Annotated in this window: 10 protein-coding genes; 6 read left to right on the forward strand and 4 right to left on the reverse strand. The window is 69.3% G+C overall.

Annotation, left to right across the window (positions count from 1 at the left end; genetic code table 11):
- On the reverse strand, positions 1 to 1129 hold a 1129-nt coding region (locus WAL33_RS11910; protein WP_422181671.1), incomplete at its 3' end, for an acetyl-CoA acetyltransferase.
- A gap of 119 nt (positions 1130 to 1248) precedes the next feature.
- Between WAL33_RS11910 and WAL33_RS11915 the strand changes: the two genes are divergently transcribed.
- On the forward strand, positions 1249 to 2214 hold the full coding sequence (locus WAL33_RS11915) for a winged helix-turn-helix transcriptional regulator (protein ID WP_422181673.1): 966 nt from the start codon (positions 1249 to 1251) through the stop codon (positions 2212 to 2214).
- Here WAL33_RS11915 and dgcA read toward each other — a convergent pair.
- Positions 2189 to 3202 (reverse strand): N-acetyl-D-Glu racemase DgcA, encoded by a 1014-nt coding sequence (gene dgcA / locus WAL33_RS11920; RefSeq protein ID WP_422181675.1) that lies wholly within the window; start codon positions 3200 to 3202, stop codon positions 2189 to 2191. The two genes, WAL33_RS11915 and dgcA, sit on opposite strands and share 26 nt — an antisense overlap.
- 32 nt (positions 3203 to 3234) lie before the next feature.
- Positions 3235 to 3444, reverse strand: coding sequence for a DNA damage-induced SOS-independent cell division inhibitor A (gene didA / locus WAL33_RS11925; protein WP_422181677.1), 210 nt, complete (start codon positions 3442 to 3444; stop codon positions 3235 to 3237).
- Between the two features lie 126 nt (positions 3445 to 3570).
- Between didA and WAL33_RS11930 the strand changes: the two genes are divergently transcribed.
- Positions 3571 to 3882: a polyhydroxyalkanoic acid system family protein gene (locus WAL33_RS11930; protein WP_422181679.1), complete on the forward strand. Its 312-nt coding sequence runs from the start codon at positions 3571 to 3573 to the stop codon at positions 3880 to 3882.
- 53 nt (positions 3883 to 3935) lie between these two features.
- Here WAL33_RS11930 and WAL33_RS11935 read toward each other — a convergent pair whose 3' ends face one another.
- Positions 3936 to 4424 carry a low affinity iron permease family protein gene (locus WAL33_RS11935; protein WP_422181681.1) on the reverse strand — a complete coding sequence of 163 codons (489 nt, stop codon included), beginning with the start codon at positions 4422 to 4424 and terminating at the stop codon, positions 3936 to 3938.
- A gap of 123 nt (positions 4425 to 4547) precedes the next feature.
- Between WAL33_RS11935 and WAL33_RS11940 the strand changes: the two genes are divergently transcribed.
- The 4 genes from WAL33_RS11940 to WAL33_RS11955 all read left to right on the forward strand — a co-directional run bounded on the left by WAL33_RS11940 (position 4548) and on the right by WAL33_RS11955 (position 9860).
- Positions 4548 to 5819, forward strand: a complete 1272-nt coding sequence (locus WAL33_RS11940; RefSeq protein ID WP_422181683.1) for a cation:proton antiporter — start codon at positions 4548 to 4550, stop codon at positions 5817 to 5819.
- Between the two features lie 99 nt (positions 5820 to 5918).
- Positions 5919 to 7982: an MASE1 domain-containing protein gene (locus tag WAL33_RS11945; protein ID WP_422181685.1), complete on the forward strand. Its 2064-nt coding sequence runs from the start codon at positions 5919 to 5921 to the stop codon at positions 7980 to 7982.
- 163 nt (positions 7983 to 8145) lie between these two features.
- Positions 8146 to 9126 (forward strand): ABC transporter substrate-binding protein, encoded by a 981-nt coding sequence (locus WAL33_RS11950; protein WP_422181687.1) that lies wholly within the window; start codon positions 8146 to 8148, stop codon positions 9124 to 9126.
- Positions 9123 to 9860 carry an ABC transporter ATP-binding protein gene (locus WAL33_RS11955; RefSeq protein WP_422181689.1) on the forward strand — a complete coding sequence of 246 codons (738 nt, stop codon included), beginning with the start codon at positions 9123 to 9125 and terminating at the stop codon, positions 9858 to 9860. Before WAL33_RS11950 ends, WAL33_RS11955 begins: the two co-directional genes overlap by 4 nt.
- Positions 9861 to 9956: the final 96 nt, after the last annotated feature.

A 9956-nucleotide genomic window follows, 5' to 3' on the forward strand; every position in this document is an offset into this window, starting at 1 on the left:
CGGCCGTGCCGGTGACCTGCTTGAAGGCGTCCAGCGCCATGCGCACGCCTGTGGCGCCGACCGGGTGGCCCGCGCCGATCAGGCCGCCGGACGGGTTGACCGGCAGCCGGCCGCCCATGGCGATCGAGCCGTCCTCGATCGCCTTCCAGCTCTCGCCCGGGGCGGTCAGGCCCAGATGGTCGATGGCCATGTATTCGGTGGTGGTGAAGCAGTCGTGCACCTCGACCGCGTGCACCTGGGACAGGTCCGCGATCCCCGCCCTGGCCCGGGCGTCCTCGACAGCGCGACGCACCTGCGGGAAGACGTAGGGCTGGTCGCGACTGGCCTGGACCTTGCGGGCATAGCTGATCGGGGCCGAGCGATGGCCCCAGCCCTTGATGCGCGGCAGAGTCTCCAGCGACACGCCGCGCGCCGCGGCGTAGGTCCGCGCCCGACGTTCTGAGGCCAGGAACACCACCGCCGCGCCGTCGGTCACCTGGCCGCAATCCTGCTTGCGGGTGCGGCCCTCGACCACCGGATTGGCCACGTCGTCCGCCGTGAAGGCCTCGGGACCGAACCGCCAGTCGCGGGTCTGGGCGTTGGGATTGCGCCGGCCGTTGGCGAAGTTGTTCTGGGCGATCGCCATCAGGTGTTCGTATTTCAGACCATGGCGGCGGTCGTACTCGTCGGCGAGGTCGGAGAAGGCGCGCGGCCATAGGAAGCGGGCGTCTTGGAACTCCTCGCCGACCCAGGCGGCCGAGCCCAGATGCTCGGCGGCGGTCTGGCCGGAGACGTTGCGCATCTGCTCGATGCCGACGACGCAGGCCAGGTCGTAGCGGCCGGCCTCGATCTCGGCGCTCGCCGCCAGGATCGCCACGCTGCCCGAGGCGCAAGCCGCCTCGTGGCGCGCCGTCGGCAGACCGTCCAGAGCCGGATGGACCTGGGCGAAGAAGCCGCCAAGCAGCCCCTGACCGGTGAACAGTTCGGCGGCGAAATTACCGACATGGCCGGTCTCCAGATCCTCGGGATCCAGGTCGACGGCGGCCAGCCCCTCGCCCACCGCCTGGCCGAAGGCGTCCGTCAGGCTCAGCCCTTGCCGAGCCCAATTGACCGAGAAATCGCTCTGCCAGCCGCCCAGGATATAGACCATGGTCGTCGCCTCCCGCCGCCGATGTCTTCTCGGCTTAGTCAGTCTCACTATACAAGTGAGTTGGGACGAGGCAATGCTTCGCGTTGACAGCCCGGCGCGAACACACGAACCAGAGGTCAATGACGCAGGCCGCCGCCCCCACCCCATCCCTGGTCCGCGCCAGTTCCGCGGCCCGAGCCCTGAACCTGATCGGCGACCGCTGGACCCTGTTGACGCTTTACGCCGCATTCATGGGCCAGACCCGCTTCGACGGTTTCGTGACCCTGACGGGCATGGCCCGCTCGCTGCTGGTCGATCGGCTGGGCCGGCTGGAAGCGGCGGGGATGCTGGAAAAGCGCGTCTACCACCAGCGTCCGCTTCGCCACGGCTATCACCTGACGGCGATGGGCAAGGATCTCTATGACGCGGCCCTGATGGTCCTGCGCTGGGAAACCCGCTGGCACTACGACGAAACCAGCCCCTCGCATCGCATCGTCCACACGGCCTGCGGCAAGCCCCTGGTCGCCGAGCTGGTCTGCGGCGCCTGCGATCGGCCGGTCGAGGCGCGCGACGTCGAGCTTGCACCCGGACCGGGGGCGGGATTCGAGCCGGCGCCCCGCGCCCGGCTGCAACGCCGCTCCACCGCCGAGCGCGCCCAACCCTTGGCGCCGATGCTGGAGCGCTCGATCGCCGTTCTGGGCGACCGCTGGACCGCCCACCTGCTGGCCGCGGCCTTCTATGGTCGCCGACGGTTCAAGGATCTGCAGGCCGAACTGGGCGTGGCGACCAACATCCTGGCCGATCGCCTGTCGCGGCTGACGGACCTGGGCATGCTGGAACGGCGGCTGTATCAGACACGGCCAGAGCGCTGGGAATATCGGCTGACGCCGGAGGCCCGCGACCTGTTCCCGCTGATCGCGGTCCTGATGGCCTGGGGCGACCGCTGGCTCTCGGGCTCGGCTGGCCCGCCGGAGGTGCTGGTACACAAGCCGTGCGGACAGCCGCTGAAGCCGAAGGTGCGATGCGGCGAATGCCACGGGGCGGTGGACGTGAAGTCGACGCGGCTTTCGGAAACGTCGTCTAGAGCCACAGCCCCGTCGCGCTGATCCCATCGCCCCAGAACCCTTCGACGGGCCGGGTCAGTCGTCCGTCCGCCACGCGGCAGCCGCCGGGGTGATCCTGCGCCAGCCACCATGGCCCGTCGAGGTCGGCGAAGGCGCAGGATCCCGCCAGGTGCAGGGCCGGGGCGATGGCCAGGGACGAGGCGACCATGCAGCCGACCATCAGCACGAAGCCGTGGTTGCGGGCCTCCTCCAACATCAGCAAGGCCTCGGTCAGGCCGCCGGACTTGTCGAGCTTGAGGTTCACGGCGCGGTAGCGGCCGCGGAGGGCCGCCAGGTCTTCGGCCGTGTGCACCGACTCGTCGGCGCAGATCGGATACGGCGGATCGTAACCCTCCAGCGCCTGGTCCTGGCCGGCCGGCAAGGGCTGCTCGACCAGGGCGATGTTCAGGTCCGACAGCACCGGCTTGAGGCCATCGAGCGTGGCGAAGTCCCAGCCCTCGTTGGGATCGACGATCAGCCGGGCGTCCGGCGCGGCCTTGGCCACGGCCAACAGCCGAGCGGCGGGATCCTCGGCCGACAGCTTGACCTTGATCAGCGGGGCCGACGCCACGGCCCGGGCCGCCGCGCCCATGGCCTCGACGCTGTCCAGGCTGATGGTGACGGCGGTGACCAGGCTGTCGGGCACGCGCAGGGCGGTCAGGGCCTCGACGCTGAGCCCCTCGCGCTTGGCCCGCAGGTCCCACAGGGCGCAGTCCAAGGCGTTGCGCGCCGCGCCGGCCGTCAGCAGGGCCAGGGCGTCGTGCGGCCGCGCGCCCTCGCGCAGGGCGTGGGCGGCGGGTTGGAGCTGAGCGATCACGCTGTCGACCGTCTCGTCGTAACGGGCGTAGGGCACGCTCTCGCCGCGTCCGATCAGCTGGCCCTCGACGACCTCGACCACCACCACCTCGGCGGCGGTCTTGACCCCGCGCGAGATGCGGAACGGGGCCTTCAGGCGGTGGCTGACATGGGCGATAGAGACGGTGCGCTGCATGTCCTTGCCATCCCACCGATCGCGGGATTTGGCTAGTCGCGGCGGCGGATCGGGGAGTCAGCGCGGCGCTCGCGAAGCACCTGCATGGCCAGCCGGGGATCCCACACGAACAACGCGGCCCACACCATCAGCACACCGGCATAGTTCAGGGCGCCGAACACGCCGGCCGGTCGGCCGGGGCGGGTGAAACGGACTGAGCGGGGCTGGGGTTGGAACAGGCTGGGCATGGCGATGTCGGTCATGGCGTCCTCCTTGGATCACCAGACCTTCGTCGACTGATGCGTCAGTTCCGGACGTATGATATGGCCGCTTCGCCCCCATATCTCGCCGACGGGCGTTTAGACCCGAACAGCAGGAGCGTCCTAGGCATGAGCAAACCGGTCACCATCACCATTCCCCATCAGCTGGGGGCCGCCGAGGCCCGCCGCCGTATCGAGGAAGGGTTCGGCCAGCTGCTCAGCCAGACCGGCGGCATGGTCAAGGACGTCCAGAAAGCCTGGGCCGGCGACGCCCTGACCTTCTCGGCCCAGGCCATGGGCCAGCCGATTTCGGGCGTGCTGACGGTGCTCGACCAGTCCGTGCGGATGGACATCGTCCTGCCCGGCCTGCTGGGCATGATCGCCGGCAAGATCACCGGGCAGGTGAAGAAGCAGGGCACGCTGCTGCTGGAGAAGAAGTAGGCCACCGACACCCGCTCATCCCGGCGAATGCCGGGATGAGCGGGGGTTGAGACTTACGAACTCGTCTTCACCCGCCGGGCCGGCGCATCCTTGGCCGGCGGGCGCTTGGCCGACGCACGCTTGGCTCTCGGCGACGCCTTGGCGGTCTTGCGGGATTCCCGTTCGGCCGAGATCTTGTCGAGCCGCTCCTGGGCGATCTGGGCGTGCTCGGTGCAGCGGGCGTGCATCGCGGCCAGCTCCTTCTCGGTCAGCTTCTCGATGCCTATGAAGTCGTTCTCGGCGGCCGAGGTCAGGATCAGCTCGTCCAGCTTGGTCTGAACCGCCGCACCGTCCCGGTTCTGGGTGTTCTGGATCAGGAACACCATCAGGAAGGTGATGATCGTGGTGCCGGTGTTGATCACCAGCTGCCAGGTTTCCGAGAACTTGAAGATCGGTCCGCTGGCGGCCCAGACCACGACCAACAGCACGCAGACGATGAAGGCCGGCGGACTGCCGGTGACCCGCGCGGTGGCGTTGGCGAATTTGGCGAACAGCTTGTCCATGACGCTCCCAGCTTTTGGTCCAGAGGATCCGGGGGCATAACGCCCGACGGCGACGCCGGGTTCGGACCGCTCGATTCAGGACCGGGGGCGCCTCCGCTTGGCTCGTCCAGGCGTTAGGAATGGATGTTCGATCCCTATCTGCTGTTTCTGCTCGGCCTCGGCGTCGTGGTGCTGCTGGTGGCATGGCTGCCGATGGCGCTCAGCCGCCTGCCGCTGTCCCTGGCCATTCTCTGCGTGCTGATCGGGGTCGTGGTGTTCCAGGGCGACATGCTGTCCTTCCGACCCGATCCCCTGCGATTCTCGACCCTGACCGAACGGCTGACCGAGATCGTGGTGATCGTCTCGCTGATGGGCGCGGGACTGAAGATCGACCGGCGGATCGGCTGGCGGCGCTGGGGATCGTCCTGGCGGCTGATCGCGATAACCATGCCGCTGAGCATCGTGGCCGTGACGCTGATGGGCGTCCACGGCCTTGGGCTGACCCTGGCCTCGGCCCTGCTGCTGGGCGGGGCCCTGGCGCCGACCGATCCGGTGCTGGCCTCAGACGTCCAGGTCGGCCCCCCGCGGTCGGGCGAGGACGGCGAGGCCCGCTTCGCCCTGACCTCCGAGGCCGGCCTCAACGACGGCTTCGCCTTTCCGTTCGTGCACCTGGCCGTCGCCATCGCCCTGGCGGGCGGAACGGTCAGCCAAGGCCTGGCGACCCACTGGCTGGCGGTCGACGTGCTGTGGCGAGTGGCGGCGGGCGTCGGCGTCGGTTGGGCGGTGGGCAAGGCGCTGGGCTGGGCCACGTTCAAGGCCCCGCACGCCAGGATCTCCGGTACTGGCGACGGCCTAGTGGCCCTGGGCGCGACCCTGGTGGCGTACGGCGTCGCCGAGGCGGCCCACGGCTACGGCTTCCTGGCGGTGTTCGTCGCGGCCCTGGCCCTGCGGGCGACCGAACGCGACCACCAATTCCACGAGGCCATGCACGACTTCGCCGAACAGGTGGAGCGGCTGCTGATGATGCTGGTCCTGGTGCTGCTGGGCGGCGCGGTGGCGGGCGGTCTGCTGAACTCCCTGACCTGGAAGGAAGCGGCGTTCGGGCTGGCTTTAGTCTTCATCGTCCGACCGCTAGCCGGTTGGATCGGCCTGATCGGCGCGCCGCACTCGGGTCGAGAGCGCGCGGTCGTGGCCTTCTTCGGCATTCGTGGGATCGGGTCGTTCTACTATCTGGCCTACGGCCTCAACCATGGCGACTTCCATGGCTGGGACCGGCTGTGGGCGATCGCCGGGTTCGTCGTGCTGTGTTCGATCGTGGTCCACGGCGTCACGGCCACCCCGCTGATGAGCCGAATCGACGCCTGGCGACGGCAGGAAGTCCTGCTTCAGAGCAAGAAACAACCAAGGCGCGATTGAACATCACCTTAGGATGCGGCAAAGCGTCACAGCTTCGCGTATCGGCGAAACGTAAACGTTCTGATCGCGTACTTCTCCCGTCTGGGGAACGGGAACACAATGCAGGCTAACGTCGCCCATCAGGAACAGCGGCGGCAGGATCGCATTCTGTTCGTCCTGGCCGTGGCGTTCATAGCCAGCCAGGCGTTCAGCGATTTCCTGACCCGCAACGCACTCGGCGTCGCCACCCTGTGGCCGTCCAACGCCCTGTTGGCCGGCGGCCTTCTGGTGCTGAACCCGCGCCGCCGTCTTATCCTGACGATCATCGCGGTGATCGGCCACGTGGCCATCAACCTGCTGATCGGCGACGGCCCCGCCCGCGCCGCGTTGTACACCCTGGTCCATGTCGGCGAGGCCCTGCTGGTCTGGCGGGTGACCCGGCGTTTCTTCGGCGGACCGCCCCGTGTCCGAACCATGCGGCAACTGGCCCTGCTGACCACCCTGACCGCGCCGGTCACCCTGGTCATGGCCGCGGTGGCCGCGACCGTGTTGAGCCTGGCCTATGGCCAGCCTTTCGTGACCGTGCTGATCGACTGGTTCCTGTCCGGCGTGCTGGGCATGGCGATCGTGCTGCCCGCCGTCTTGGTTCTGCTGGACAGCGAACACCGCCGGGCCTTCCAGCGCCCGATATCGGAAAAGCTGGGCCTGGGCCTGCTGGTGGCGGCGCTGTCGGCGCTGGTGTTCCACGCCAAGGGCCTGCCGGCCCCGTTCCTGTTGTTCCCCGTCGCGCTGTTGACCGCCTTTCGCCTTGGCCCGCGTGGCGCGGCCCAGTCCTCACTGATCGTCGCCTGCGTCGCCCTCCCGTTGACCGTCCATGGCCTGTGGCGCACGCAGATTTCGATGGATTGGTCCCAGGCCTACCAGAACCGGCTGGTCCAGGTGTTCGTCGGCGTGCTGTTCGTCACCAGCCTGGCCACGGGTCTGGCCCTGGCCCAGCAGGAACGCCTGCGCCGCCTGCTGGTGCGCCGCGAGCAGCTGACCCGCGCCGCCCGGGCCCGGGCCCTGGCCGCCAACGAGGCCAAGACCGAGTTCCTGGCCACCATGAGCCACGAAATCCGCACGCCGTTGAACAGCATCTTGGGCTTTTCGCAGCTGCTGGTCGAACGCAAGGACCTGCCGTCGGACGTCCGCCGCCAGATCGAGCTGATCGACAGCGCCGGCACGGCCCTGCTGACCGTCGTCAGCGACATCCTCGACTTCTCGCGGGTCGAAGCAGGCCAGATCGAGCTGCTGGTCCAGCCGACCTCAGCGGCGGCGGTGCTGCACGACGCGATCGGCATCATCCGGTCCGAGGCCGAGAACAAGGGGCTGACGCTGGAGGTCGAGGTCATCGACCCGGTGGGCGGACTGCACGACCTGGACGGCCTGCGCCTGCGCCAAGTGCTGCTGAACCTGCTCCACAACGCCGTGAGGTTCACCGAGGCGGGGCGGATTCGCGCCTGCCTGACCGTGGAGCCCGCCGAAATCGAGGACAGGCTGAGGTTCGAGATCGTCGACACCGGCCTCGGGATCGCCGTGGAGCACCTGGGCCGGTTGTTCCAACGCTTCAGCCAGATCGACGGCTCGGCCACCCGGCCTTACGGCGGCGCGGGCTTGGGCTTGGCGATCAGCAAGGCGCTGGTCGAGCTAATGGGCGGCAGGATCGGCGTCGACAGCGCCCTGGGGCGCGGCTCGGCCTTTTGGCTTGAGCTGCAGGCTCCCCGGGTCGAAGCCCGTGGGGCCGACCAGCCTCGGCCAGTCGCCGCCCCGGGCGCGGCCCGCATCCTGGTGGTGGACGACCATGCGATGAACCGCGAGATCGGCGTGGCCATGCTGACCCAGGCCGGCTGCGAGGTCGAGACCGCCGACAACGGTCAGCAGGCCGTGGCCATGGCGGCGCGCGGCGGCTTCGACATCATCCTGATGGACATCCACATGCCCGAGATGGACGGCCTTGCCGCCACCCGGGCCATCCGCGCGCTCGAGGGCCGGGCCGGCCAAGTGCCGATCATCGCCATGAGCGCCGACGCCCTGCCCCAGCAGGTGGAACGATGCTACGCCGCAGGCATGGTCGATCACGTGGCCAAGCCGGTGCAGCGCGAAGTGCTGTACGCCAAGATCAGCCGGTGGTTGGCGCGCAAGTAGGGCGGAGAGGTCCCCCTCCGGCCCTCCGGGCCACCTCCCCCAAGGGGGGAGGATCTAGGCGCCCAGATGCTCCCCCTCCGGGGGAGCTGTCGCGGAGCGACTGAGGGGGTTCACGCGCGCAATCCAGCCCACTAACCTCCTCCCGCAATTCGGGGAGACGACCATGAAGATCCTGCGCCTGGCCGCCCTGGCCGTCTGCGCCGCGCTGGCCGCCTGTTCACCCGCCAAGAAGGAGGCGGCCGAGGCCCCCGGCCGCACCGCGTTGAAGCTGGCCACCGACTGGAAGGGCGAGGCCGAGCTGGGCGGTTATTACCAGGCGCTGGCGACCGGTGAATACGCCAAGCGCGGCCTGGACGTGACCCTGATCCAGGGCGGCCCCGGCGTGAACGTGCCCCAGCTGCTGGCCACCGGCGCGGTCGATGTCGGCGTCGGCTCCAACAGCTTCATCGTGCTGAACCTGGCCAAGGAGAAAGTCCCTGTGAAGGCCGTCGCCGCCTTCATGGACAAGGACCCCCAGGTGCTGATCGCCCACGACGGCCAGGGCGTCAATTCCATCGCCGACATGAAGGGCCACCCGATCCTGTTGTCGGACGCCTCGATCACCGCCTTCTGGGTGTGGCTGAAGGCCAAGCACGGCTTCACCGACGACCAGGTGCGCAAGTACAACTACTCGTCCGCGCCCTTCCTGGCCGACAAGAGCGTGGTCCAGCAAGGTTACGTCACGTCCGAGCCCTACCTGATCGAGAAGGAGGGCAAGATCAAACCCAAGGTCTTCCTGCTGGCCGATGACGGTTATCCCGCCTACGCCTCATTCGCCCTGGTCCCCGACGCCCTGATCGCCAAGAACCCGGCGGCGGTGAAGGCTTTCGTCGAGGCCACGGCGGCGGGCTGGACCAGCTACCTCTACGGCGACGCCAAGCCGGGCGACGCCCTGATCCTCAAGGACAATCCGGAAATGACCCAGGACGTCCTCGATCAGGCCCGCGAGAAGATGCGGTCCTACGGCATCGTGCCGCGCCAGGGCGTGGGCAGGATGGACGACGCCCGCTGGACCGAGTTCTTCAAGGTGGCGTCCGAACAGGGCGTCTACCCCAAGGAGATGGACTACCGGGCGGCCTACACGCTGGATTTCCTGCCGAAGTGATCGCCGCGCTCCATCAGGTCGAGGTCGACTATCCCGGGCGCGGGCGCGCGCTCGGCCCGGTCGACCTGACGCTGAACGCCGGCGAGATCGTCGCCCTGGTCGGGCCGTCCGGCTGCGGCAAGTCCACGGCCCTGCGGCTGCTGGCCGGATTGGAGCCGCCGACGCGCGGAACCGTCACGCGCGCCGCCGGACGAGGCGAGACCTCTGTCGTGTTCCAGGCGCCGACCCTGGCCCCGTGGATGAGCGCGTCGGCCAATGTGGCGCTGCCCCTGGAGCTGGCAGGAACGCCCAAGACCCGGGCGCGAGAGCAGGCGGTCGAGGCCCTGGCCAAGGTCGGCCTGAAGGGCGCCGAAAACGCCCGCCCCGCCCAGCTGTCGGGCGGCATGGCCATGCGCGCCTCGCTGGCCCGCGCCCTGGTCACCCGCCCGCGCCTGCTGCTGCTGGACGAGCCGTTCGCCGCCCTGGACGAGATCACCCGCCGCGCCTTGGCCGACGATGTCCTGACCCTGGCGGCCGAACTGACGCCCGCCGTGGTCTTCGTCACCCACAATGTCGAGGAGGCCGTCTACATGGCCCGCCGGGTGGTGGTGATGACCGCCGGCCCCGGCCGCATCGCCGGCGAGGTGGCGGTCGAGGGGCCGGTGGCCCGTCCGCCGGGCTTCCGCGCCACGGCGGCGTTCCGCGAGACGGCCGAGGCGGTGTCACGGCTGCTGGCTGGAAGGGGCGCCGCATGATCCCCCTCAGTCGCTTCGCGACAGCTCCTCCAGAGGGGGAGCATCTGGGGCCTGGCTCCTCCCCCTCTGGGGGAGGTGGCCCGAAGGGCCGGAGGG

Source organism: Caulobacter sp., from assembly GCF_049283275.1.
In the GTDB taxonomy this organism is placed as follows: Bacteria; Pseudomonadota; Alphaproteobacteria; order Caulobacterales; family Caulobacteraceae; genus Caulobacter.